This window comes from Pseudomonas sp. L13 (assembly GCF_009935965.1).
Classification (GTDB): domain Bacteria; phylum Pseudomonadota; class Gammaproteobacteria; order Pseudomonadales; family Pseudomonadaceae; genus Aquipseudomonas; species Aquipseudomonas lactis.
The window spans coordinates 1-24,322 of the sequence record NZ_QODJ01000004.1 but is presented as its reverse complement, the minus strand read 5'-3'; the positions used below and the strand labels follow the sequence as shown (position 1 = coordinate 24,322).

Sequence of the window (24,322 nt, the reverse complement as noted above, 5' to 3'; positions counted from 1 at the left end):
AAAGATGGAATTCGCTTTCTATTTCGCATCGGGTATTGCAGTGGTGTCCACGCTTCGCGTGATCACCAACACTAACCCCGTGCACGCCCTGCTCTACCTGATCATTTCGTTGATCGCCGTGGCCATGACGTTTTTCAGCCTCGGCGCACCGTTCGCCGGTGTGCTGGAAGTGATCGCCTACGCCGGCGCCATCATGGTGCTGTTCGTGTTTGTGGTGATGATGCTCAACCTGGGGCCGGCTTCGGTCGCCCAGGAGCGCGTCTGGCTCAAGCCCGGCATCTGGCTCGGCCCGGTTGTGCTCGCAGCCCTGCTGCTGGGTGAACTGCTGTATGTGCTGTTCGCTCACCAGAGCGGCCAGGCCATCGGCCACACCACCGTAGACGCGAAAGCCGTGGGCATCAGCCTGTTCGGCCCGTACCTGCTGGTGGTCGAACTGGCTTCGATGCTGCTGCTCGCCGCAGCCATCACTGCCTTCCACTTGGGCCGCAACGAAGCCAAGGAGCAATGACGATGCCTGCTATCCCTTTGGAGCATGGTCTGGCGGTCGCCGGCATCCTGTTCTGCCTTGGCCTGGTCGGCCTGATGGTTCGCCGTAACATTCTGTTCGTGTTGATGAGCCTGGAAATCATGATGAACGCCGCAGCACTGGCGTTCATCGTGGCAGGCGCACGTTGGGGCCAGCCGGATGGGCAAGTGATGTTCATCCTGGTGATCAGCCTGGCAGCCGCCGAAGCCAGTATTGGCCTGGCGATCCTGCTGCAGCTGTATCGTCGCTTCCACACGCTTGATATCGACGCTGCCAGTGAGATGCGCGGATGAACATGATCTTTCTGACTTTCGTATTCCCCCTGATCGGTTTCCTGCTGCTGTCGTTCTCTCGCGGGCGCTGGTCGGAAAACCTCTCGGCCTTGATCGGCGTGGGCTCCATCGGCCTGTCGGCCATCGTGGCGGCCTACGTCATCTGGCAATTCAACGTGGCACCGCCCGAAGGCGGTCACTACACCCTGGTGCTGTGGCAGTGGATGGCGGTTGAGGGTTTCAAGCCCAACTTCGCCCTCTACATCGACGGCCTGTCGATCACCATGCTCGGCGTGGTGGTGGGTGTGGGCTTCCTGATCCACCTGTTCGCGTCCTGGTACATGCGCGGTGAAGCGGGCTACTCGCGCTTCTTCTCGTACACCAACCTGTTTATCGCCAGCATGCTGTTCCTGGTGCTGGGCGATAACCTGTTGTTCCTGTACTTCGGCTGGGAAGGCGTGGGCCTGTGCTCGTACCTGTTGATCGGTTTCTACTACAGCAACCGCAACAACGGTAACGCAGCACTCAAGGCATTTATCGTCACCCGCATCGGCGACGTGTTCATGGCCATCGGCCTGTTCATCCTGTTCCAACAGGTGGGCACGCTGAATATCCAGGAACTGCTGGTGCTGGCTCCGCAGAAATTCCAGGTCGGCGACTTCTGGATCACCCTGGCGACCCTGATGCTGCTGGGCGGCGCCGTGGGTAAATCTGCGCAACTGCCGCTGCAAACCTGGCTGGCGGATGCGATGGCCGGTCCTACCCCGGTATCGGCACTGATCCACGCTGCCACCATGGTAACCGCCGGTGTCTACCTGATCGCCCGTACCCACGGCCTGTTCACCCTGGCGCCGGACATCCTGCACCTGGTGGGCATCGTCGGCGGCGTGACCCTGGTACTGGCCGGCTTCGCCGCGCTGGTGCAGACCGACATCAAGCGTATCCTCGCCTACTCGACCATGAGCCAGATCGGCTACATGTTCCTGGCCCTGGGCGTGGGCGCCTGGGACGCGGCGATCTTCCACCTGATGACCCACGCCTTCTTCAAGGCCCTGCTGTTCCTCGCCTCCGGTGCGGTGATCGTGGCCTGCCACCACGAGCAGAACATCTTCAAGATGGGCGGCCTGTGGAAGAAACTGCCACTGGCCTACGCCAGCTTCATCGTCGGTGGCGCCGCCCTGGCAGCCCTGCCGTTGGTGACCGCCGGTTTCTACTCCAAGGACGAGATCCTCTGGGAAGCCTTTGCCAGCGGTAACCAGAACCTGCTGTACGCAGGCCTGGTGGGTGCGTTCATGACCTCGTTGTACACCTTCCGCCTGATCTTCATCACCTTCCACGGTGAAGCCAAGACCGAAGCGCACGCAGGCCACGGCATCTCCCACTGGTTGCCACTGTCGGTGCTGATCATCCTGTCGACCTTCGTCGGCGCGATGATCACCCCGCCGCTGCACGGTGTACTGCCACAAAGCGTCGGCCATGCCGGCGGCGAAGCCCAGCACAGCCTGGAAATCGCCTCGGGCGCCATCGCCATCGCCGGTATCCTGCTGGCGGCCCTGCTGTTCCTCGGCAAGCGTCGCTTCGTGACCGCCGTGGCCAACAGTGGCATTGGTCGCTTCCTGTCGGCCTGGTGGTTCGCGGCCTGGGGCTTCGATTGGATCTACGACAAACTGTTCGTCAAACCTTACCTTGCGATCAGCCACGTGCTGCGCAAAGACCCGCTCGACCAGACCATCGGTTTGATCCCGCGTGCCGCCAAGGCCGGTCACACCGCCCTGAGCCGCAGCGAGACCGGCCAACTGCGTTGGTATGCAGCTTCCATGGCCGTCGGTGCCGTGCTGGTGATCGGCGCCATCGTGGTGGTAGCGGTATGACTATGAACATTGCGTACTTTGCGAACTTGCAAAAGGAAACGAGCCCGTCATGATTCTGCCCTGGCTAATCCTGATCCCCTTTATCGGCGGCCTGCTCTGCTGGATGGGTGAACGCTTCGGCGCCACCCTCCCCCGCTGGATTGCGTTGCTGACCATGTCCCTGGAACTCGCGCTCGGCCTTTGGCTGTGGGCCCATGGTGACTATTCATTCGCTCCGGCACCGGGTGTCGACCCCACCTTCGCGCTTGAATTCAAGCACGTGTGGATCCAGCGCTTTGGCATCAACGTGCACCTGGCCCTCGACGGCCTGTCGCTGTTGATGATCCTGCTGACCGGCCTGCTGGGTATTCTCTCGGTACTCTGCTCCTGGAAAGAGATCCAGCGTCACGTGGGCTTCTTCCACCTGAACCTGATGTGGATCCTGGGCGGTGTTGTCGGCGTGTTCCTGGCGCTGGACCTGTTCATGTTCTTCTTCTTCTGGGAAATGATGCTGGTGCCGATGTACTTCCTCATCGCGCTCTGGGGTCACAGTTCTTCGGACGGCAAGAAAACCCGGATCTACGCGGCGACCAAGTTCTTCATCTTCACCCAGGCTTCCGGCCTGATCATGTTGGTGGCGATCCTGGGCCTGGTACTGGTCAACTTCAACAACACCGGCGTGATTACCTTCAACTACGCCGACCTGTTGAAAACCAAGATGTCGCTGACCACCGAGTACGTGTTGATGCTGGGCTTCTTCATCGCCTTCGCGGTGAAGCTGCCAGTGGTGCCGTTCCACTCCTGGTTGCCTGACGCCCACGCCCAGGCGCCGACTGCCGGCTCCGTGGACCTGGCCGGTATCCTGCTGAAGACCGCTGCCTACGGCCTGCTGCGTTTCGCCCTGCCGCTGTTCCCGAATGCCTCGGCCGAGTTCGCGCCGATCGCCATGACCCTGGGTCTGATCGGGATCTTCTACGGTGCGTTCCTGGCTTTCGCGCAAACCGACATCAAGCGTCTGATTGCCTTCTCGTCCGTTTCCCACATGGGTTTCGTACTGATCGGTATATATTCCGGCAGCCAGCTGGCGCTGCAGGGTGCGGTGATCCAGATGTTGGCCCACGGTGTTTCGGCCGCTGCCCTCTTTATCCTGAGTGGCCAGTTGTACGAGCGCCTGCACACCCGGGACATGCGTGAAATGGGTGGCGTGTGGTCGCGCATCGCGTACCTGCCGGCTATCAGCCTGTTCTTTGCCGCCGCGTCGCTGGGCTTGCCGGGTACCGGTAACTTCATCGGCGAGTTCCTGATCCTCATGGGTGCCTTTGTGCAGACGCCGTGGATCAGCGCCATCGCCACGTCCGGCCTGGTGTTCGGTTCGGTCTACTCGCTGATCATGATCCACCGCGCCTACTTCGGCCCGGCCAAGTCCGACACCGTCCTGCAAGGGATGGACGCGCGCGAACTGATCATGGTGCTCGGCCTTGCGGTACTGCTGATCTTCATCGGCGTGTATCCGCAACCGTTCCTGGACACTTCTGCCGCAACGATGCATGGCGTGCAGCAGTGGTTCGGCACCGCCTTCTCCCAACTCGCTTCGGCCCGGTAAGAGCGCTATGGAATTCACGATCCAACACTTTATCGCGCTTGCGCCGCTGCTGATTACCAGCCTCACCATCGTGGTGGTGATGCTGGCAATCGCCTGGCGCCGCAATCACTCGCAAACGTTCCTGCTGTCCTGCGCCGGGTTGAACCTGGCCCTGCTGTCGATCATTCCGGCCCTCAAGGTCGCGCCACTGGCGGTCACGCCATTGATGATGGTCGATGACTTCGCACTGCTGTACATCGCCCTGATCCTGGTGGCGACCTTGGCCTGCGTCACCCTTGCCCACGCCTACCTCGGCGAAGGCGGCACCGGCTACCCGGGCAACAAGGAAGAGCTGTACCTGCTGATCCTGCTGGCTGCGGCCGGCGGTATCGTGCTGGTCAGCGCGCAGCACCTGGCGGGCCTGTTCATCGGCCTGGAACTGCTGTCGATCCCGACCTACGGCCTGGTGGCCTATGCCTTCTTCAACAAGCGCTCCCTGGAAGCCGGCATCAAGTACATGGTGCTGTCGGCTGCCGGGTCCGCGTTCCTGTTGTTCGGTATGGCCCTGCTCTACGCCGAAGCCGGCAGCCTGAGCTTCACCGGTATCGGCCACGCCCTGGCCGCCACCAACAGCCCAGCGCCGATTGCCCAACTGGGCCTGGCGATGATGCTGATCGGCCTGGCGTTCAAGCTGTCGCTGGTGCCGTTCCACCTGTGGACCCCAGACGTGTACGAAGGCGCCCCGGCGCCGGTGGCGGCGTTCCTGGCCACTGCGTCGAAAGTGGCCGTGTTTGCAGTGATGGTGCGTCTGTTCCAGATCTCCCCCGCCGCCAACACCGGCGTGCTGAGCAACGTGCTGACCGTGATCGCCATCGCGTCGATCCTGTTCGGTAACCTGCTGGCGCTGACCCAGAACAACCTCAAGCGTCTGCTGGGTTACTCGTCCATCGCCCACTTCGGCTACCTGCTGATCGCCCTGGTAGCGAGCAAAGGCCTGGCCGTGGAAGCCATTGGCGTGTACCTGGTCACCTACGTGATCACAAGCCTGGGTGCGTTCGGCGTCATCACCTTGATGTCGTCGCCGTACAAAGGCCGTGACGCCGACGCCCTGTACGAATACCGCGGCCTGTTCTGGCGTCGTCCGTACCTGACCGCCGTGCTCACCGTGATGATGCTGTCCCTGGCCGGTATTCCGCTGACGGCGGGCTTTATCGGCAAGTTCTACATCGTCGCGACCGGTGTTGAGGCCCACGAATGGTGGCTGGTGGCCTCGTTGGTACTGGGCAGCGCCATCGGCGTGTTCTACTACCTGCGCGTGATGGTCACCCTGTACCTGATCGAGCCCAACCTGCGCCGTGTGGATGCCGAGCTGCACTGGGAACAGAAAGCCGGTGGCGTGATGCTGCTGGCTATCGCCCTGCTCGCGTTCTTCCTGGGCGTGTACCCACAACCGTTGCTCACCCTGGTGCAGCACGCGGTGCTGGGCGTTTGATCGCTTAGGTTGATGCAGTAAACAGAACGGCGCCTTTGGGCGCCGTTTTGCGTTTCTGTAGCCTGGCTTTTTCCCTTCCCTACTCGCTGAAATTTCCTCTTCAATCTGCCTCCTCATCCGGCATCTTCCCCGCTGTATGCGGCCTTAAGGTGTTTGCGTTTTAAGAAAGTTCCCACAGCTTGGGCGCTTGACCCATAGCGAGTGGGCCACCAAACTATACGCAGGCTACGTACAGAACATGGACGCTCTATTTATCGAACTGCCGGCATTCGAACGGCATCGCAGGGACTATCTGAGCGATGAGCTTTTTCACGGTTTTCAGCAGGAGTTGATGAAAAACCCAGAAGCGGGAGACGTGATCGAAGGAACGGGCGGGTTGAGAAAGGTTCGCTTCGTTGATGAACGGCGAAACAAAGGCAAGCGCGGTGGCCTGCGGGTCATTTACTACTGGTGGTCAGGCGGTACGCAATTCTGGTTATTCACGTTGTACGGCAAACACGAACAGAACGACCTGACACCCCAACACAAGAAAGCCCTTAAACACATGCTAGACAGGGAAATCAAAGCGAGAACACACCATGAAACGTGAAATCTTTTCCGAACTGGTCGAAGGCTTCGACGCCCTGGCCGATGAACGCCAGGGCAAAATCACCCTGCGCACCCACAAAGCGCACCTCAACAAGCTGGCGCCACTGCGCGCTGACGAGGTAATCGCCGTACGCCAGCAACTCAACCTGTCCCGCTCGGTATTCGCCATGTACCTGCGCACCAACACCCGCACCTTGGAGAACTGGGAGCAAGGCCGGGCCAAGCCGAATGCGCAGGCCGTCACGTTGATACGACTGGTGGCGCGCTTTCCGGAAACCGTGGCGCAACTTGCCGCATTGGGCTGACCGGTAATAGCCGCAAAAAAAACGCCCCGAGCATTCGGGGCGTTTTTACAGCGTAAACAGCGTCAGAACGCGATACCCACCTTGAAACCATACTCATCACGCTTGAGCTTGGTGTTGTCGGCCACATAGGAGTCGTTATCGAGCTTGTACTCGGTGCGGGTGTAGTACAGGCCTGCCATCACCGGTAGGTCGCCTTTCTGGTTCATCAGCAGGCTGACTTCGGCGTAAGGGTTGGTGCGGTCCTTGAGGTCCACGGTGTCGCTGCCAATGCCGTCTACCTTGAGCTTGGCGCGGCCGTCGATGGTGTGACGGGCGCCGGCTTCAACGCGCAGGGTCATGTCATCGAACTGGTGGTTGTAGCCCAAAGCAGCCTTGGCAAACGGCGACTTGTTGGTGAGCTTCATGTCGTAGCCATTGGTGTCGGGCTCGTAGCGGGTCCAGCTGTAGCCACCGCCCACGATCACGTCGACGAAGTTGCGCGCATCCAGCGCAGCACGCCAGCCGAGGTCGAGGTCGGCCTGGCCTTCCTTGAGTTTGTTATCGCTCTTTTCACCGTACTTGGCTTCGATACCGGCCTGGTAGATGAAGCCGGATTCGGCGGTGAGCTTGTTACCGAAGTTATAGAACAGGCCAGCTTCGGGCATGTGGTCCTTGTCGCTGGAACTGCCGCCTTCGAGCTTGAAGTCGTTATAGGCGCCAAGTATCCCGAAGGTGGAAATCGGGTCGGTGGACGGCGCAGCAAACACCACGCCAGGCGCAGCCACCAGGGCCAGCAACGAGGTGTTCTTGAGGAATTTTCCGAATAGTTTGGACATCGTTTTACATCTCCATTTTAAGGTGGGCAAAGTATTCAGGAATCGGTTCGAACCTTGGCGTTTGCCAAAAGTTCGAACGGATTTGCACCAAAATGGAGGAAAAACGATTCAGCGAAGGCTCTATCTCAATACTCTTCGCTATCAGCCATGACCAAGCGCTCAGCCGCTTCGCGAAGTTGGGGCTGATCCGGCAAGCGAATGCCGAAGGTGTCGCGCAATAACGTCAGTAACTCATCGGCACTCTCGAGCCTGCGCTTTTCGCTGGGCCGATCCAGGTAATGGACCGCATAGCGGGCGTTGGCCAAGGTATGGCGCCGGCCAGGCGCGAGCAACGCGGCTTTCAATTGCCCTACGAAGGGTGATCCTGGGTGCGTAGAGACGTACCAGTTACCGATTTCGTAGTCGATGTCTGCCTGCTGCTGCAGGTCGAACACATACAGGCCACGCCATTCTTCACTCACCTGGCCCCATAGCGTGTAGCTGCCTTGGTGGAACGTGAGGCGAAAGAACTCATGGGCCGTGGCCTGGGGCGCGTCGCTGTCCAGTTGCAACGGACTGCTGGGCACCATGCCGCCAAAACCGACATCGGTGATATAGCGAACGCCGTCGAGGGTCACCAGGCTCAAGCGATGGGTCCGCCCGGTGTGGGCGTCCGGTGGGCCGCCGATCACAACGCGCCCGGTGATGCCACGGGCATCAAAGCCCAGTTCCAGCAACAGCGCCAGGAACAGCTGGTTCAACTCGTAGCAATAGCCGCCACGCCCCTCATGCAGCACCTTACGCTCGACGCTGGGCAGGTCGATCGGCACCGGTGCATGCATCAGGGTCGACAGGCTTTCAAAGGCGAAGGTGCACACATGGCGCAGTTGCAGGTCCCGCAGGGTTTGCAGGGTGGGTGGCGGTGGCGAGGCATAGCCCAGGCGTTGCAGGTACAGGCGGCTATTGGCGAGTGTGGGCATGGCGCGATCCTTGGGCGCAGGGCAAGAGCGTCACTATGCCGCGCCTCTGTGTGCGTTGTCATTTTGAATGAACCTTTTGGAGCGCCAGCCTATCCATCTATAACAAGATTGGGAGGCAACATGAGTACCGCAAAAATCTACACCGTCCACTATCAGCTACACGGTAAACCCAAGTCTTTCGTGGTGCGCGCCGAAGTGATGAACAACGCCGAAGCCTGGCATTGGGCGGCCGTTGATGCCGACATTGCCCATGTCAGCCGCATCGGCCGCGTGGGTCACGAGCAGGTGAAAAAGACCACCCGGCCCTGGGCGGAAAAATACGGCATCAGCGACGTCAGCTGGTCCCCGCCCAGATAAACAAAGCCCCGCACATAGGCGGGGCTCGGTTCACTGCTTCAAGTCGCCCAACGGATCGTAGGGCGGCTTTTTTTTCGCTGTCTCCTCGTCCTTTTTGTCCAGCGGCGCAATTGCCGGGCCGATCGGATCGACCTGCGGGTCGGCCAGGTCCGGCGAGTCCGGGTCGAAGCCCAGTTCATCCTTGCCACTGGCATGTTCGTTGGAATGGGGGCCATCGGTACGCTTGTTCATCAGGTTCTCCTGTTAAAGCGGGCGGGCTTTGTCGTGGAGGTTTTCCAGGTCTTCTTCGACGCGCTGCACATCATCGTCCGGGCCGCGTTCTTTCGGATCATTGGGGCGCAACGCATCGTTGTCGCGCTCCTCTTCACCGGGGGTACGGTGCGGGTCGGGTGTACCAGGCGGTGGCTGTTTATAGTCGGGCATGACGGCTGACCTCATGAAGGGTTCACAGTTTTAGAGAAATCGCCCGCAGCCATCGTTCAACTTCATTGCTCCAAGCATGAGAAGATGACCCGCCCTTTCTGGAGACCTGCCCTGGATGTTCGAGCTCAAACCCTGCGACCCCGCCACCTATCGCCAACGGACTCGCCGCAGCACGCTGGTGATTGCCGTGCTGTTCCTGGCCTTGGCCATGCTGCTGTCGAGCCTGGCGGTGATGCTGTTCGGCGAGCCTGGCGGTGACAATTTTCGCTTCAATGTCGGCGGCGTCTTTGCCGGGGTGTTGATCACCGTCGCGCTGGTACGTGGCCCGTTCTGGACCCAACCCTGGATGGCGTCGGCGGTGTATGGCTGGCAGCTCAAGCGCAGCCTGATGAGCGTGACCAATGTGATGCACAAGGTCGGCGAGCGGGTACAGGCCAGCGACCCGTCAGCCATCAAACTGTTACGCTTCTATCACCTGGGGCTGACGCAGATGCACGAGCTGGACGCCAACTCCAGCGCCCAGGCGCAACTGGTGGGCGAGATCGAGGCCCACAAGGCAAAGATGCAGGCGCTGGGCATTGATATCGCGCAGACCCGGCTGGACCCGGCCTGGCTGGACAGCCTGAAAAGCACATAAGGCCGGGCGACGCCTGGGCTAAAAAAATAACACACTGAAAAACAAGAACATTCTTACATCATTTTAAGGCGATCATTCCCATCCTAGGCACCCTCCTCTCTAAACCCACTGAGAACCTTGCCTATGTGTGATCGCCACCCCTCTATGAAAGACCGACGAAACTTCCTGCAGCTGGCTGCCGTCAGTGCAGGCGCAACCCTGCTTGCCGGCGCAATGCCCTCCCTGGCGCACGCAGCCCCGACGCCCGCGACTCTGCCCAAGCCCGCGAACGTCCTCAGCCCACAGCTTGCCTTGCAGCGGCTGATGGAAGGCAACCAGCGTTACGCCGACGGGGTGACCAAGCGTCATGATTTTATGAGCGAGCGCGAGGTGTTGGTGGGCGGGCAAAATCCGTTTGTCGCGGTGTTAAGTTGCGCCGATTCGCGGATTGCTCCCGAGTACGCTTTCGACACCGCCCGCGGTGACCTCTTTGCGGTGCGGGTAGCGGGCAATTTCGTCACCGATAACGGGCTTGCCAGCCTCGAATATGCCGTGGCCGTATTGGGCACACCCTTGATCATGGTATTGGGGCACGATCAGTGCGGCGCCGTCGCAGCAGGGGTCAAGGCGGTCAAGGATAACGCGCGGTTCCCCGGCAAGATCCAGGGCTTGGCCGACACCTTCAAACCCTCGGTGAACAAGGTATTGAAAGCGCCCGGCGACCTGCTGGAAAACGCCATTGCACAAAATGTCGTCGACACCATGGCGCGGCTCATGGCTGAGTCAAGCCTGTTGGCCGACGCGGTCGCTGCGGGGAGACTGCTGGTCGTCGGCGGCGTGTACAAGCTGCACAGCGGCAAGGTGAAAATGCTCGGTTAGGCTTTCTGTAGGAGCGAGCTTGCTCGCGAAAAATTCGAAGGCGCCGCGTTTATTCAGGCGGCGTGCGTTATCGCTGACGTTTTTCGCGAGCAAGCTCGCTCCTACAGGGGGCAATGATCGTTCAAGGAAGCGGCGCTTCAAAAACCAAGCCCAGGTCCAGGCGCCCGTCCTTCAGCGGCGGGCACCAGTAATACCCCCCCGTCAACGGCTTGCTGATGCGATACAGGCCATCAACAATCCCATCCTCCAACCCACTCATGCGCCGCAACTGCGCCTCGAACGCATCGAAAGAATGACCAAACGCGAGGAACATCAACCCCGCCTGGCCATTTTCGGCCCAGGGCATGGAGCGGCGCACCACGAAGGCTTCCGGTGTGAAGCTTTCCTGGGCGGTGCGCTTGGTGTGGGCCGACTCAGGGGCATCGTCGAGCTCTTCGTTATCGCCATGGCGGCGGCCAATGATGTGGTCACGCTCCTGGGCAGGCAACGCGGCGAAACCGTCAAGGTCGTGCTGCCATTGCTGGATAGCCGCGAAGCTGGCGCCGCTGTCGGTCAGCGCGGCTTCCACGGCGGCATCGTCGTGAGGGTTTTCGGTGCCGTCTTCGTAGTCGGTCAGGTCAAAGCCGGTCTTGTAGCGGAAGCCTTCTGTGGACTGCACCAGGCGAAACGCCGGTGCCAGGGCTTTTTCCACGGCCCGGCTGCGCAGCAGCAACTCACCACGGTCCACCCCATGCAGCCATACCCACAGCGCCTGTTGAGTCGACGGGTTGTGGGCGCCAGGGCCGCTGACGGCCGGGAATGAGCGCAGCCCTGGGATCTGGGCACCCAGCGCCTTTACCAGCGGCTCACCGAACCCCACCACGGCCGCCGCATCCGCCAACTGCACCAGTGCGTCCAGCGCAGCGGGCACGGCGTGCAACGAGTCGAGGGCGAAAAACAGATGGCGGGCCTGCAAAGGCACCGGTGCGGCAAGAATGCCCGGCTGGTACTGACTCATGTGAACTCCTTTTGAAAAGCCGCGCAGTTTACCCGGCGTTCACCGCGCTGCGAACAAGAATGCGCGCAAGCCTTGCGTTAGAGCCGCTTGTTGGGTGACTCTCTAGTCATGTTTTGCAACTATTCCAGGGGTAGCGACATGACCACCAGCAACCTGCTCGCCCAGCTGTTTCCCACCTCCAACGCGCAGATTCCCGAGCAATTTCGCCTGGCGGCGCCCATTGAGCAACGTGAATACCTGGTCGATGGCCAGTTGCAGGTGTGGAACGGCCCGCTTGCCCGCGTGCAAAGCCCGGTGCAACTGGGTGATGAGCGCGTGCACATTGGCAGCACGCCGCTGCTGGATGCCGACACCGCCCTCACCGCCCTGGATGCTGCCGTGCGCGCCTACGACCGTGGCCAGGGTGCATGGCCGACGATGCGCGTGGTTGAGCGTATCCAGCACGTCGAGGCGTTCTTGCGGCGCATGCGCGAACAGCGCGATGCGGTGGTCAAGCTGCTGATGTGGGAGATCGGCAAGAACCTCAAGGACTCGCAGAAAGAATTCGACCGCACCTGCGACTACATCACCGACACCATCAATGCCCTCAAGGAACTCGACCGCCGCAGCAGCCGCTTTGAACTGGAGCAGGACACCCTCGGCCAGATCCGCCGCGTGCCCCTGGGCGTGGCGTTATGCATGGGGCCTTACAACTACCCGTTGAACGAGACCTTCACCACGCTGATCCCGGCGTTGATCATGGGCAATACCGTGGTGTTCAAGCCGGCCAAGCTGGGTGTGCTGTTGATCCGCCCCTTGCTGGAAGCCTTCCGCGACAGCTTCCCGGCCGGGGTGATCAACGTGATCTACGGCAGCGGCCGCGAGACCGTGAGCGCGCTGATGGCCAGCGGCAAGATCGACATCTTTGCGTTTATCGGCACCAACAAGGCCGCCAGTGATTTGAAAAAGCTGCACCCCAAGCCGCACCGTTTGCGTGCTGCGCTGGGCCTGGATGCCAAAAACCCGGGGATCGTGCTGCCCGAAGTGGACCTGGACAATGCGGTGAACGAAGCCGTCACCGGCTCGCTGTCGTTCAACGGCCAACGTTGCACCGCGCTGAAGATCCTGTTCGTGCATGAAGACGTGGTCGAGCGCTTTATCGAAAAATTCAACGCCAAGCTGGCGACGCTCAAGCCCGGCATGCCCTGGGAAGACGGCGTGGCGCTGACGCCACTGCCGGAAGTGGGCAAGGTTGATTACCTCAACGAACTGGTGGCCGATGCGGCGCGCCATGGCGCCAAGGTGATGAACGCCGAGGGTGGCAGCAGCCGTGGTTCGTTCTTCTACCCGGCAGTCCTCTACCCGGTGAACCCGCAGATGCGCGTCTACCATGAGGAGCAATTCGGCCCGGTGGTACCGATCGTGCCCTACCGTGATCTGGACACCGTGATCGACTATGTGCTGGACTCGGATTTCGGCCAGCAGTTGAGCCTCTTCGGCACCGACCCCGTGGAAGTCGGACGCCTGGTGGACACCTTCGCCAACCAGGTGGGCCGCATCAACATCAACGCCCAATGCCAGCGTGGGCCGGACACCTTCCCGTTCAACGGGCGCAAGAACTCGGCCGAGGGCACGTTGTCGGTGCATGACGCTTTGCGCGTGTTCTCGATCCGTACCTTGGTGGCGACCAAGTTCCAGGAGAGTAACAAGGCGTTGGTCAGCGATATTTTGCGTAATCGCGATTCGAGTTTCCTGACCACCGACTACATCTTCTAAAGCCAATGTGGGAGCTGGCTTGCCTGCGATGCCCGCACCTCGGTCTTTCAGTCAGGTCGCGGTGATGCTATCGCAGGCAAGCCAGCTCCCACATTTGATCGCGCGTACTCAGATAATCGAGGCCACTTTACTGCTGATGAACCTGCCCTTCTTTGCCCGGCGCCTGCTGCGCCCGTTGCTCGACCCCTACCGCCGCTTTCGCCATGCCAAGCTGATCCACGCCGTGCGTGTATCGGTCGGTTTGCTGGCAACCATCCTGCTGACCACCGGCCTCAACCTGCCCCATGGTGAATGGGCGTCGGTGACCATGCTGATCGTCATCGGCGGCTTGCAGCACCACGGCAATATCGGCAAGAAAGCCGTCGAGCGCGCCTACGGCACCTTGATCGGCGCCAGCGTCGGCTTGCTGCTGGTGGTGCAGCAAGCTTACTTCGGCCTGCCGTTGCTCACTTACCTGTTGATGTCGGTGGTATGCGGGTTCTTTTCCTATCACGCCATCGGCAAAGGCGGCTATATCGCACTGCTGTCGGCGATCACGGTGTTTATCGTCGCCGGCCACGGCGATAACCCTATCTCCGATGGATTGTGGCGCACCGTCGATATCCTGATCGGCATCGTGCTGGCCCTGGCGTTTTCCTTTGCCTTGCCGTTGTACGCCGTGTATTCGTGGCGCTACAACCTGGCCAGCGCCCTGCGTGACTGCGCGCAGATTTATAGCCGGATCATTAATGGCCAATCGGTAACCGACGATGAACACCTCAAACTGCTCAACCGCTTGAACGGAGCAATGGTGCAACTGCGCTCGTTGATGCCGTCGGTGTCCAAGGAAGTGCGGATTTCCATGACTGAACTCGATGCGATCCAGCGGCACCTGCGCCTGTGCATCAGCACTTTGGAGATTCTGGGCAATACCCGGCCAGACCCGCGCGATGAGCAAGCCACGGCAAGGATGCGGGTGATGTTGAGGGCGGAGCATCGGCAGATTCGGGTGCAACTGGTGGGGATGGCGCGGGCGTTGAAGTCGGGGGTGACGGAGCGGTTGGAGCGCACCGGTCGTACCTCTGCCAGTGAGTCCACGCTGGATGCACCGGTGTACAGCGCGCTGGATGGGTATCGGCTGTTGACCTTGCAACTGGCGGCAAACGTAGATCAGATGCGTCAACGGCTCGGCAAAAGTGCCGCTCGCTGGAAGATCTAGCGACAGCTGGATGGCATCCTTACGCACATCGACACATTCACACTTTCTCTTACATATTTTTCACGATTTATTCACAAGCCCAGACGTAGTGTGAAGCCTCATCCGTTACAAACGTTGCATATCAAGCCCGCCGCCCCAGCGGGCTTTTTTTTGCCTGCTTTTTGGTCAGGAAACGGCCTCACCCTGTAGGAGCGAGCTTGCTCGCGAAGAAGGTCAACGATAACGCGGGCATTCTGGTTAACCGCGGTGTCATTGCGTTTTTCGCGAGCAAGCTCGCTCCTACAGGGGGTTGGGGATGGGTTTCAGCGTGCGGCCTGTTCGCGAATAGCGCGCTGGGTATCCAGCACCTTGGCCAGTGCCGTTTCAGCCTCTGCACTCTGCTGCGGCACTCGGATCGCTGCCGACACCAAAGTAATCAGCTTGGCCATCACCTCGGCATCCGTGGCCGGGCGGCCCAGGCTCATGGAGTTCATCAGCAGACGCAGTTCGGTGCCTGCCATGACCCCGGAAATGGCCTTGAGGGCAAATTGCAGGCGCACCCCCAGTTCATTGCGCGGCAAATCCGGCAGGGCCAGGGCGAAGGCTTCGAAGAAACGCTGGAACACCGGCTGGTAATGCACCTTGAGGTATTCCTGGATGAACGGCGAAGTGTCGCTGTAGACCCGTCCTAGGAAGCGGATGAACGAACGCCCTTCCCCGCTGGCCGGGTCGCTGCGCTCCAGGCCCATGGCTGGGGCAAACAGCACGCCCAGCAGCGTGTCGCAGTCCAGCGGGCCGTCGGATTCGGCTTCACAGCGCGCCAGCAGTTCCAGGCGCTGCTCGTTGAGGGGCTCCAGGCGTTGCATCAGCAGGGTTTTCATCAGGGAGTCCTTGTCCCCGAAGTGGTAGTTCACCGCCGCCAGGTTGACCTGGGCACGTTCGGTAATCTGCCGTAACAACACGGCGTCATAGCCGTACTTGATGAAGAGAGCCTCTGTCGCATCCAGCAGTCGAGTCTTGGTAACGTTTGGAGCGCTGAGTTTCTTCGCGACCATATGGGTTCCACGGCGGAAATATTGTTTTAAAAAATAATTTGATTTTTTATACCGGGGCGGCCGGTCGAAAGCAAGTAGTGACACTCCGCCATATCCGGCGAAGCCTGTATAACCGGGCTTTTAAGACGAAGCGCGGTATTTTTTTGCGCCCCACTCACGTGACGGAAAAATCGTTTCGAAGGGTAAAACCGCTCTACCTCCGTGGCTGGCGAAGCGTCATGAAGGCAGTTACTATTCAAACAATATTTTAAAAACAAGAAATAAAACCAGTCCGTGACGCGTACAGGCAGCTTCCGAACTTGTTACAAGGGTTTTCGGGGAGCAAGTCGGCACCGTCGAGACTGCAGGCGTAGTCATGATGACACAGACCCCCGCGCACCCAGCTTTGATTTCCCTGCAAGGCATCGGCAAGCGCTATCAGCTCGCCGGGCAAGAATTGAGCATTCTCAATGACGTGTGCCTGTCCATCGCCAGCGGTGACAGCTGCGGCATCCTCGGGGCCTCTGGCTCTGGCAAAAGCACCCTGCTCAACATCCTCGGCCTGCTGGACCTGCCCAACTGCGGCCAATACCACTTTGCCGGCCACGATATTTTCAACGCCACCCCCGATGAGCTGGCGGCGATCCGCAACCAGCAGATCGGTTTCGTGTTCCAGAGTTTCAACCTGCTGCCCCGCCTAAGTGCCCTGGACAACGTCGCGCTGCCCTTGAGTTATCGCGGCGTGTCGCGGCATGAATCGGTGGAACACGCCCAACGTATGCTCGCACAGGTCGGCCTCGCCGAACGCGCCCACCACCGCCCTGCCGACCTCTCCGGTGGCCAGCGCCAGCGCGTGGCCATTGCCCGCGCCCTGGTTGGCAACCCCTCAGTGATCCTGGCCGACGAACCCACCGGTAACCTCGACAGCACCACCGCCCAGGAGATCATGGACTTGCTGTTGAACCTCAACCGTGAACAACAGGTGACGCTGATCATCGTCACCCACGACCCCCACATTGCCGAGCGCCTGGAGCGCAAGATCCTGGTGCGCAACGGTGTGGTGCATGAGGCCGGGCGCCTATGAGCCTGCGAGTCGAGCAGAGCCTCAGCCAGTTGCTGCACGAAGCTTTTATCAGCCTGCGTACCCTGGGCAAGCGTTCGATCCTGGCGCTCCTGGGGATCGTCATCGGCAGCTCCTCGGTGGTGGCGCTGATCAATATCGGCCACAACGCGGCGGTAGATGCGGCGATGATTTTCAAGGACATGGGCACCGACACCCTAATCGCGCAGTTCCCCCCCAAGGGCAGCAGCAACCTGCCAATGCGCACCCAACTCGACCTCGACGCGGTGCGCCACGCAGTGCCAGGCATTGCCCATATTGGCGCGCTCAGCCTGTTCAGCGGGCCCATCGTGTTTCATGGGCGCACCACCAATGCCAGCTTTGTCGGCAGTACTGCCGGTATCCAGGACGCCATGCGCCTGGCGTTGCGTGAGGGGCGCTTCCTGTCACCCTTCGATGCCAACGAAACCTACGGGGTGATCGGCGACCAACTCGCGCAGGCCCTCGGCGCGCCGGGCGACCCGCTGCAACTGGGCGACCGTGTGCGTATCAACGACTACCTGTTCCTGGTGGTGGGCATCCTGCACAACCAGCCCCGGGCCATGCTGATGCCGGTGCAAGCCAACGAATCGTTGTTTATCCCCGCCGAGGGCATGCGCCGCATCTACGCCACCCCGCAGATCAGCAACCTGATCATTCGCGCAGCACCGGGGCAGGACATGGAACGTATCGCCAGGGACACCGCCGCCGCGCTGCAACCCCAGCTCACTGATCATGACGTCGACATCACGGTGCCCCAGCAAATGATCGACGGCATGACCCGCCAAAGCCGCACCTTTGCCTATCTGCTGCTGGCCCTCGGCGCGATCTCCCTGGTGGGCGGCGGTGTCGGGGTGATGAACGTGATGCTGATGAACGTCTCGGAACGCCGCCGTGAGATCGGTATCCGCATGGCCCTGGGCGCGCGCCAGCGAGACATCCGCAACCTGTTTTTGCTCGAAGCGGTCACCCTCACCGCCGTGGGTGCGCTGTGCGGCGCGGTGCTGGGCATGACCGCTGCCTGGCTGTATGCGTGGTTGTCGGGCTGGGCCTTTGCCTTGGCAGTGGCTGCCCTACCCCTGGGTGTAGGCAGTACGTTGCTGGTGGGTTTGTTCTTTGGCATTTACCCGGCGGTATCGGCCTCACGCTTGCAGCCGGTCGAGGCCCTGCGCGATGAATAAGTACCTGCTACTGCTGATGCTGACCAGCCTGCCGGGCATGGCCGCCGACGTGATCATCAACCCTCAGGCACCCAGCACCACCCGCAGCGGCTACGAGCGTAGCGTCTCGCTGAATGCCCAGGCCACCACCATGACCCTGGGGGACGCGGTGTACCTGGGCCTGCGCAATAACCCGGCGATCCGCAGCGCCTACCTGCAGCGGGTGGCGCAGAAGTTCGACCTGCGCGTGGCCGAAGACGTGTTCAACCCCAAGCTCACCCTCAACAGCTATTACCGCAGCACCCGTGGCTCCCAGGACAACGCGCGCAACGCCAACCTGGCGCCCACCAGCAGCCTGCTCGGCGAATACGGCACGCGCTTGAGCATGGCCTGGACCCAGCAGTTGAACAATGCCAACCGCGCCGGCCGTTACCGCAGCGACGGCCTCGACCTGGCGATCATCCAACCGCTGATGCGCGGTGCCGGCTGGGATGCCACCACCGCACCGCTGCGCCTGTCGCGCCTGGCCGAGCAGGCCAACCGCCTGAACCTCAAGGCCACCGTGGCGCAGACCATCAGCCAGATCATCGCCACCTACCGCGAATTGCTGCGCGCCCAGGAACAACTGGTGATCGTGCAGGAAGCGCTCAAGCGCTCCACCACCTTGCTGGAGGTGAACAAAGCGCTGATCAGCGCCGGGCGCATGGCCGAGTTCGAGATCGTGCAGACCGAAGCCGACATCGCCACCCAGCAATTGGGCGTGGAAGAAGCGCGCAACCAACTCGACACCAGCCGCCTGGCCTTGCTGCGCCTGCTGGCCCTGGACCTGTCGACACCGGTGCGCGCCACCGAGGCCCTGGAAGCCAGCCCCATGGAGATCGATAAACGCCAGGCCTTCAACCTCGCGCAAAACCAGCAACCGGAATACCTCGCCGCCCTGCTCGGCAGCCAGCAGGCCGACCTTAACCTGGTGATCGCCAAGGATTCCGGGCGCTGGCAAGTGGACCTGGTCGCAGGCGCCAACCAGATACGCGCCGCCACCGATAACGACGACGGCCATAACAATAACCGCACCTGGGACAGTTACGCCGGGGTGCAAGTGCAGATCCCTATTGGCGATATCAGCACGCGCCAGGCCGAAGTGCGTGCGCGGGTGAATGTAGAAGACCAGGAAATCCGCATTACCGACGCTCGACAGGAACTGGAGCGCAACGTCAACAATGTGGTGCGAGACCTCGGCACCCGCTGGCGCCAATATGAAATCTCCAAGCGCGCCGTGGAGTTGTCGCGGCGCAAGATCGAGATCGAGCGGGAAAAACTCAGCGCCGGGCGCTCCACCAACTTCCAGGTGCTGAGCTTCGAGACCGACCTGCGCAACGCCGAAAATGCCCAGCTCAATGCGCTGATCGCTTATTTGAACGCCCAGACCCAGCTCGATCTGACCCTGGGCATGACGCTGGAAAGTTGGGAAATCGCCCTCAATGACTACTAATAAAAAATTGCTGATGGTCGCTGCCTTGATCCTGTTGCTGGGCGGCGCGGCATTCAGCCTGCTCAGCCAACGCGGCGGCGCCGAACCAGCGAGCACGGCCGAGCAGTGGCTGGCCGTCAAGCCCGACCCGCTGGTGCACCAGATCGGCCTGGTGGGCAAGATCGAACCGCAGACCACCGTCACCTTGACGGCACCGTTCGACGGCAATGTGCTGGCCAACCTGGTCGAACAAGGCCAGCGCGTCGAGGCCGGCCAGGTCCTGTTGCGCATGGACCCGGCGACGCTGGAAGTGCAACTGCGCGACGCTCTCTCCGCGCAACTCAAGGCCCGGCGCACCGTGCAGGAAATGCAGGACTGGGACAGCAGCCCCACCGTCAGCCGCGCCCGCCGCAGTTTACGCACCGCTGAAATGACCGCCGGCAACACCCAACGCAAACTCACCGAGAGCGAAAACCTGTTCAAGCGCGGCATCATCCCCCGCAACGAACTGGACGACCTCAAGCAGCAAACCCAGCAACAGCAATTGGACTTGGCGGCGGCGCGCAGTGAGCTACAACAAGCCCTGGACCAAGGCCAGGGCGAATACCGGCAGATCGCCGAGATGGAGCTGACCAATGCCACGGTGAAGTACGATGCCTTGCAAACACTGCTCGAAGGCAAGGAGGTCAAGGCGCCCTTCTCCGGCATCGTGGTACCGGCACCCGGCAGCACCAACACGGCTCAAGGTGGCGGCAATAACAGCGCGCCGGTGCAGGCCGGCAGCAAGGTCAGCCAAGGCCAGGTGCTGTTCGGCCTGGCCAATATCGAACAGTTGAAAATCGTCGCCAAGGTCTCAGAGCTGGATATCAACCAGTTGCGTCAGGGCCAGGCCGTGGAAGTGATGGGCGATGGCTTTGATGGCGAACGGCTGACGGGTTCGGTCAGCGTGGTCAGCGGCTTGGCCATCGCCAGCGACAGCCAGGGCAGCGCGCAGTTTCCGGTGACCTTGTCGATCCCCAAGCTGACACCGCAACAGTTGCAGCGGGTGCGCCTGGGCATGAGTGCGCGCTTGACTATCGTCACCTACAACAATGACCAAGCGATCGTGATTCCCAGCCAGGCGATCCAGGCGGACATGACGGTGGAGTATCGGGCGGCGATGGATAAACCGGTGCAGCGGATAAAAGTGACCACTGGGCAATCGACGCCGCAGGGGGTTGAGGTGTTTGGGCTTGAGGCGGGGTTTGTGAGGGCCGGGGGAGTCAATCACTGAGACTCGATCCCGGGTATGCCCTAACTGTAGGAGCGAGCTTGCTCGCGAAAAACGCTAACGATAACGCGTGCTACCTGAACAAACGCGGTGCCCTCAGGCTCTTCGCAGGCAAGCCAGCTCCTACATTTGGCCCTATGGCATGTCAGATAGCTGTCGTAAGCCTGGCGGCCAGTGCCTTGGCCTGCAGCGCCACATCGGTCACCGCCGTGCTCTCCCACCACATGCCCCGCAACGGCGGCCCCATGGCGAACAGGCGCTGGCTGACCTGGCCGCGAGCATCCAGTACCGCCCCCGTTGCATCCGCGGCAATCCCCAGCGCCAATGGCCCAGGCTGGACCAACCCGCGCTTGAGCAATTGCTGCGGTAATGGCCGGGCCACCCGGCGCCAATCGTATTCGATGCCGCTGGAATTGATCAGCGCTGCGCCTGTCACTTGAGTAATCCGGTTCTCGCCACGATAGCGCACCGCAATGGCAACCCCATCCTGCGACGGCACCAACCCCTTGAACGACGCCGCATGAATCCGCAACCGCCCTTGCTGGTGCAAGCGCTCCACCAATTGTGCACTCAACGGCGGCGAGCGGTGGTGATGGCTCTCCCACCAGGGCCGCACATGCCGCACGAACTGGCGTTTCTGAGCCTCAGTGGTCTGGCTCCACAGGCGTGCTATATGCACGCGCACCGTGTCCAGCGGTGCCTGCCAGTCGACGCCTTGCTCCAGCGCGAGCTGGCACTGGCGTCGCACCTCACGCAGCAATTGTCGGGGGCTGCCCAGGCTGTGGTCGGCGGCGAGGAAGTCGTCCCAGCTCGGCGGCTGCCGGCGTACATGGGGCAACAAGCCATGGCGCGAAAAAACCTCGACAGGCCCGCGATGCCCGGCCTGCTCCAGGGAGACCACGGCATCGACCATGGTCAGGCCGGAGCCGATGATCAGCACTGTCGATTGGGGGGCCAATTGGGTCATTGCGCGTACATCCCAAGGATCCAGCGCAGCGGCGTTCAAACCTGTGGATTCGGTTTGCGGGGTACGCGCCGCCGGAAACATGCCGGTGGCCACTACCGCAAAGGCGCCACGCAGTTGCTCGCCATTATCGAGAGTCAGCAACGCTGAGGTTGCATCGACTTGCAGGTCCACCGCTTCGGCACGGATGTGTTCGACGATTGATGTGGACCGCGCCTTGGCTTGCGCCAAACGCTGTTGGGCGTACAGGCCAAAAATCCCCCGCGGCGGGAACAGTTCGCTGATAGGTACGCGCTGCTGGCCCGACTCTGGCCAACCGCCAGCGCCGATGTAGTCGGTGAGCCATTGGGTCAGGTCGTCGGCATTGTCCGGGTCAACGCTCATACGCGCCGCATTGCCGTTCAGCGTATGGCCCAGCTCAACCGCGCTATAGGCCTCACCACGTCCCAGTTCACTGCGAGGCTCAATCACCAGGATGCGTCGCGTGCCCGGCAGGCGCAGCAATTGCACGGCCAGCATCGTGCCGCTCAAGCCACCGCCGATAATCAGCACATCAGCGTTGCGTGTGGAGTCGCTCATGCAGGTTCGCCCTTACGATTCAGCCAGATAAATATCATGTCAGTCATCCGCCTTGCCGAAACATGCGGCTACACCTGCATGCATGAAACATGCGGAACCACATATACGGTTACCACCAATTAAACGGGGAGTGTGTTTTTCACTCGGACAATTATCCCCTTTCTGAACAGGTGCTAAAAATGACAACTATCTCAACCGGTAGCCCGATCGCTTTTATCCCACAGGCTGATACATCGTCAGCACCAGGCAATGAAGCGGAACACGAGAAACCGCCCGCGGCGAAACCACCGCACGATAGTGACTTTATCTCCCCAAGACAGGATGAGGGTGGATGGAGGGGAGGACGCGACGGAAAACTCCCACCGCATTGGAAATGGTAAGCCCTAAAAATTCCTGACGTCTTCATAACATGATTAATAGGAGATAAGGCCACGGGCACCTCTGAAAAAAGGTGCCCCATGAAAAATCATTTGCGCTCAGATCACCACATTTCGAACAAACCGCACCGCAGCCTTCCCATCATTGCGATAAACATGCGGCTGGTGGCTGGCAAACATAAAGAACTCTCCAGCTTCGATAACATTTTCCTGATCACCTATCACCAGCGTCAGTCTGCCCTCGAACACAAACAGTTGTTCGCTCCACCCTTCTAGGTCAGGGTCCGGGCAATAACGATCACCGGGCTCAAGCCGCCACTCCCACAACTCGACCTCACGCCGTGCCGTAGCCTTGGCCAGCAACACCGCCTTACTGCCGGCAATCTCGCCCGCCCAGGCCAGCTCGTTGATACGGCTGTGGTCGCGAACATCCGGCGCCTGAATCAGATCACTGAACGCCACGTCCAACGCTTCGGCGACACGGTCCAGGGTCGACAGGCTGACGTTCTTCTCCCCGGCCTCAATCGCCACCAGCATGCGCCGGCTGACACCGGACTTTTCCGAGAGCGCGGTCTGGCTCAGGTCGGCGGCATGGCGCAGGCGACGAACGTTCTGGCTGACGTGCTGCAGGACCGAAGCCCGTTGCGGATTTTCTTTGTGCACTATATTGCTCAATAGGTGGGTGTGCGCAGTATACTGCCCAGCGTGCGGCGCATTGTGCGGTCCGTGCTTTCCCCTTGCAAGACCGAGCCGCCAGGACTGCCCCGAACTCCCCGTCGCGTTTCAACCGTTTCAGTAAAGCCGAATGCATCCTGGTGGTGATCACCATGATCTGGGGCGGCACCTTTTTGCTGGTGCAGCACGCCATGACCGTCAGCGGGCCGATGTTCTTTGTCGGCCTGCGCTTCGCGGCGGCGACGATTGTGGTGGGGTTCTTTTCCTTGCGCACCCTGCGCGACCTGACCCTGTTCGAATTGAAGGCCGGGGTGTTTATCGGGGTGGCGATCATGTTCGGCTATGGCTTGCAGACCATCGGCCTGCAAACCATCTTGAGCAGCCAATCGGCGTTTATCACCGCCTTGTATGTACCGTTTGTGCCGCTGTTGCAGTGGCTGGTGCTGGGCCGTCGCCCCGGGTTGATGCCCAGTATCGGCATTATGCTGGCGTTTGCCGGGTTGATGCTGTTGACCGGCCCGGCGGGGGCTTCACTGAACTTCAGCCCAGGTGAAATCGCTACGCTGATCGGTGCGGTGGCCATAGCGGCAGAGATTATTTTGATCAGCGCGTTTGCCGGCCAGGTGGATATTCGTCGGGTGACGGTCGTGCAACTGGCCACCGCTTCGGTGCTGTCGTTCATGATGGTGGTGCCCATGGGCGAGGCGTTGCCGGGCTTTTCGTGGTTGCTGCTGTTCAGTGCCGTGGGCCTGGGCTTGACCAGTGCGGTGATCCAGGTGGCGATGAACTGGGCCCAGCAAAGTGTTTCGCCAACCCGAGCGACGTTGATTTATGCCGGTGAGCCGGTGTGGGCAGGCGTTGTGGGGCGAATCGCCGGGGAGCGGTTCCCACCGATTGCGATGTTAGGGGCGGTGCTGATTGTGGTGGCGGTGATTGTGAGTGAGCTGAAGACGAAGGGGCAGAAGGCCGTTGAGTTGGCAGAGGCGTTGGAGGAGGAGCGGCAGGGGTAGTCCATGATCGACAGTAACCACGATGCGAAGCGAGCCGCTCTTGATCTGCTTTTGATCTTGATCTTAGGCGCCCCGTTAAACCACGCTGGC

25 protein-coding genes are annotated in these 24,322 nt (G+C 60.9%); 17 read left to right on the top strand and 8 right to left on the bottom strand.

Features of this window, described 5'->3' with window-relative positions; all coding sequences use genetic code 11:
- Positions 1 to 4: 4 nt before the first annotated feature.
- From nuoJ to DK871_RS03935, 7 genes are all read left to right on the top strand, one after another.
- Positions 5 to 508, top strand: a complete 504-nt coding sequence (gene nuoJ / locus DK871_RS03965; protein ID WP_003174726.1) for an NADH-quinone oxidoreductase subunit J — start codon at positions 5 to 7, stop codon at positions 506 to 508.
- Between the two features lie 2 nt (positions 509 to 510).
- Positions 511 to 819, top strand: coding sequence for an NADH-quinone oxidoreductase subunit NuoK (nuoK, locus tag DK871_RS03960; RefSeq protein WP_003174727.1), 309 nt, complete (start codon positions 511 to 513; stop codon positions 817 to 819).
- The gene (nuoL, locus tag DK871_RS03955; RefSeq protein ID WP_161904055.1) at positions 816 to 2,669 is read left to right on the top strand and encodes an NADH-quinone oxidoreductase subunit L; all 1,854 of its coding nucleotides are present in this window, start codon (positions 816 to 818) and stop codon (positions 2,667 to 2,669) included. Before nuoK ends, nuoL begins: the two co-directional genes overlap by 4 nt.
- 49 nt (positions 2,670 to 2,718) lie before the next feature.
- Positions 2,719 to 4,251 carry an NADH-quinone oxidoreductase subunit M gene (gene nuoM, locus DK871_RS03950; protein WP_014718913.1) on the top strand — a complete coding sequence of 511 codons (1,533 nt, stop codon included), beginning with the start codon at positions 2,719 to 2,721 and terminating at the stop codon, positions 4,249 to 4,251.
- A 7-nt stretch (positions 4,252 to 4,258) separates the two neighbouring features.
- Entirely contained in the window at positions 4,259 to 5,722 is a 1,464-nt protein-coding gene (gene nuoN, locus DK871_RS03945; RefSeq protein ID WP_003192122.1) for an NADH-quinone oxidoreductase subunit NuoN, read from the top strand.
- Positions 5,723 to 5,960: 238 nt separating this feature from the next.
- The gene (locus DK871_RS03940; RefSeq protein WP_003192123.1) at positions 5,961 to 6,311 is read left to right on the top strand and encodes a toxin; all 351 of its coding nucleotides are present in this window, start codon (positions 5,961 to 5,963) and stop codon (positions 6,309 to 6,311) included.
- Positions 6,301 to 6,615 (top strand): DNA-binding transcriptional regulator, encoded by a 315-nt coding sequence (locus tag DK871_RS03935; RefSeq protein WP_044274604.1) that lies wholly within the window; start codon positions 6,301 to 6,303, stop codon positions 6,613 to 6,615. Before DK871_RS03940 ends, DK871_RS03935 begins: the two co-directional genes overlap by 11 nt.
- A gap of 62 nt (positions 6,616 to 6,677) precedes the next feature.
- Here the strand turns inward: DK871_RS03935 and DK871_RS03930 are convergent, their stop codons facing one another.
- Positions 6,678 to 7,430 (bottom strand): outer membrane beta-barrel protein, encoded by a 753-nt coding sequence (locus tag DK871_RS03930; RefSeq protein ID WP_161904054.1) that lies wholly within the window; start codon positions 7,428 to 7,430, stop codon positions 6,678 to 6,680.
- Positions 7,431 to 7,555: 125 nt separating this feature from the next.
- Positions 7,556 to 8,389 carry an arylamine N-acetyltransferase gene (locus DK871_RS03925; RefSeq protein WP_161904053.1) on the bottom strand — a complete coding sequence of 278 codons (834 nt, stop codon included), beginning with the start codon at positions 8,387 to 8,389 and terminating at the stop codon, positions 7,556 to 7,558.
- Positions 8,390 to 8,509: 120 nt separating this feature from the next.
- Between DK871_RS03925 and DK871_RS03920 the strand changes: the two genes are divergently transcribed.
- Positions 8,510 to 8,746: a DUF6555 family protein gene (locus DK871_RS03920; protein ID WP_003192128.1), complete on the top strand. Its 237-nt coding sequence runs from the start codon at positions 8,510 to 8,512 to the stop codon at positions 8,744 to 8,746.
- 30 nt (positions 8,747 to 8,776) lie between these two features.
- On the opposite strand, the gene DK871_RS03915 is transcribed toward DK871_RS03920, so the two are convergent.
- Both DK871_RS03915 and DK871_RS03910 read right to left on the bottom strand, forming a co-directional pair.
- Positions 8,777 to 8,977, bottom strand: a complete 201-nt coding sequence (locus DK871_RS03915) for a DUF6021 family protein (protein WP_044274607.1) — start codon at positions 8,975 to 8,977, stop codon at positions 8,777 to 8,779.
- A gap of 12 nt (positions 8,978 to 8,989) precedes the next feature.
- Positions 8,990 to 9,169 (bottom strand): hypothetical protein, encoded by a 180-nt coding sequence (locus DK871_RS03910; protein ID WP_161904052.1) that lies wholly within the window; start codon positions 9,167 to 9,169, stop codon positions 8,990 to 8,992.
- A 115-nt stretch (positions 9,170 to 9,284) separates the two neighbouring features.
- Here DK871_RS03910 and DK871_RS03905 point away from each other — a divergent pair, with 115 nt between their 5' ends.
- Both DK871_RS03905 and DK871_RS03900 read left to right on the top strand, forming a co-directional pair.
- Positions 9,285 to 9,806 (top strand): DUF3087 family protein, encoded by a 522-nt coding sequence (locus DK871_RS03905; RefSeq protein ID WP_161904051.1) that lies wholly within the window; start codon positions 9,285 to 9,287, stop codon positions 9,804 to 9,806.
- Between the two features lie 144 nt (positions 9,807 to 9,950).
- Positions 9,951 to 10,664, top strand: a complete 714-nt coding sequence (locus DK871_RS03900; protein ID WP_256677368.1) for a carbonic anhydrase — start codon at positions 9,951 to 9,953, stop codon at positions 10,662 to 10,664.
- 121 nt (positions 10,665 to 10,785) lie between these two features.
- On the opposite strand, the gene DK871_RS03895 is transcribed toward DK871_RS03900, so the two are convergent.
- Entirely contained in the window at positions 10,786 to 11,661 is an 876-nt protein-coding gene (locus DK871_RS03895) for a Dyp-type peroxidase (RefSeq protein ID WP_161904049.1), read from the bottom strand.
- 138 nt (positions 11,662 to 11,799) lie between these two features.
- Between DK871_RS03895 and DK871_RS03890 the strand changes: the two genes are divergently transcribed.
- Complete coding sequence (locus tag DK871_RS03890; protein WP_161904048.1) at positions 11,800 to 13,416, top strand: NADP-dependent glyceraldehyde-3-phosphate dehydrogenase; 1,617 nt, start codon at positions 11,800 to 11,802, stop codon at positions 13,414 to 13,416.
- Positions 13,417 to 13,552: 136 nt separating this feature from the next.
- Positions 13,553 to 14,614: an FUSC family protein gene (locus DK871_RS03885; RefSeq protein WP_161904047.1), complete on the top strand. Its 1,062-nt coding sequence runs from the start codon at positions 13,553 to 13,555 to the stop codon at positions 14,612 to 14,614.
- Between the two features lie 302 nt (positions 14,615 to 14,916).
- On the opposite strand, the gene DK871_RS03880 is transcribed toward DK871_RS03885, so the two are convergent.
- Positions 14,917 to 15,648 (bottom strand): TetR/AcrR family transcriptional regulator, encoded by a 732-nt coding sequence (locus tag DK871_RS03880; protein ID WP_161904046.1) that lies wholly within the window; start codon positions 15,646 to 15,648, stop codon positions 14,917 to 14,919.
- 355 nt (positions 15,649 to 16,003) lie between these two features.
- On the opposite strand from DK871_RS03880, the gene DK871_RS03875 reads away from it, so the two are divergent.
- From DK871_RS03875 to DK871_RS03860, 4 genes are read left to right on the top strand one after another with little or no spacing between them, the layout of a single operon-like run.
- Positions 16,004 to 16,711: an ABC transporter ATP-binding protein gene (locus tag DK871_RS03875; RefSeq protein ID WP_161904045.1), complete on the top strand. Its 708-nt coding sequence runs from the start codon at positions 16,004 to 16,006 to the stop codon at positions 16,709 to 16,711.
- On the top strand, positions 16,708 to 17,907 hold the full coding sequence (locus tag DK871_RS03870) for an ABC transporter permease (protein WP_161904044.1): 1,200 nt from the start codon (positions 16,708 to 16,710) through the stop codon (positions 17,905 to 17,907). Before DK871_RS03875 ends, DK871_RS03870 begins: the two co-directional genes overlap by 4 nt.
- Entirely contained in the window at positions 17,900 to 19,378 is a 1,479-nt protein-coding gene (locus tag DK871_RS03865) for a TolC family protein (RefSeq protein WP_161904043.1), read from the top strand. Before DK871_RS03870 ends, DK871_RS03865 begins: the two co-directional genes overlap by 8 nt.
- On the top strand, positions 19,368 to 20,630 hold the full coding sequence (locus DK871_RS03860) for an efflux RND transporter periplasmic adaptor subunit (protein ID WP_161904042.1): 1,263 nt from the start codon (positions 19,368 to 19,370) through the stop codon (positions 20,628 to 20,630). Before DK871_RS03865 ends, DK871_RS03860 begins: the two co-directional genes overlap by 11 nt.
- Positions 20,631 to 20,772: 142 nt before the next feature.
- Here DK871_RS03860 and DK871_RS03855 read toward each other — a convergent pair whose 3' ends face one another.
- Together DK871_RS03855 and DK871_RS03850 are read right to left on the bottom strand one after the other, a co-directional pair.
- Positions 20,773 to 22,170 (bottom strand): FAD/NAD(P)-binding protein, encoded by a 1,398-nt coding sequence (locus tag DK871_RS03855; protein WP_161904041.1) that lies wholly within the window; start codon positions 22,168 to 22,170, stop codon positions 20,773 to 20,775.
- A 476-nt stretch (positions 22,171 to 22,646) separates the two neighbouring features.
- Positions 22,647 to 23,210: a helix-turn-helix domain-containing protein gene (locus DK871_RS03850; RefSeq protein WP_161904040.1), complete on the bottom strand. Its 564-nt coding sequence runs from the start codon at positions 23,208 to 23,210 to the stop codon at positions 22,647 to 22,649.
- A 74-nt stretch (positions 23,211 to 23,284) separates the two neighbouring features.
- Between DK871_RS03850 and DK871_RS03845 the strand changes: the two genes are divergently transcribed.
- Positions 23,285 to 24,232: a DMT family transporter gene (locus tag DK871_RS03845; protein WP_161904039.1), complete on the top strand. Its 948-nt coding sequence runs from the start codon at positions 23,285 to 23,287 to the stop codon at positions 24,230 to 24,232.
- Positions 24,233 to 24,322: the final 90 nt, after the last annotated feature.